The 235-nt window shown below is 45.1% G+C and carries 1 protein-coding gene; it reads left to right on the top strand.

The genetic code is table 11. The features are described from left to right. Positions 1–235: hypothetical protein (locus AAEZ08_RS23485; RefSeq protein WP_500125252.1), on the top strand; the 235-nt coding region annotated here is incomplete at both ends.

Below are 235 nucleotides of genomic sequence, written 5' to 3' on the forward strand. Positions count from 1 at the left end.
GTTTAAACCGTTGATGCAGCGTATCGAAGAAAAAGACGTCGCAGCGATGGTTGAAGCGTCAAAGGAATCTTTGGCTCAAACTGCGACTCCAGTTGCTAATGCTGATAATACGTCAGCAAAGAAAAACACTCCCTCAGCGAAAGAGGCTAATACTGGTAGTGATAATGAGCAGGCTGACTATATCGGTATCGAAGACTTTGCCAAAGTTGAGATGAAAGTCGCGCACGTCTTAGAG

Source organism: Pseudomonas sp. E45-MNA-CIBAN-0222, assembly GCF_040310405.1.
In the GTDB taxonomy this organism is placed as follows: Bacteria; Pseudomonadota; Gammaproteobacteria; order Pseudomonadales; family Pseudomonadaceae; genus Stutzerimonas; species Stutzerimonas stutzeri_AC.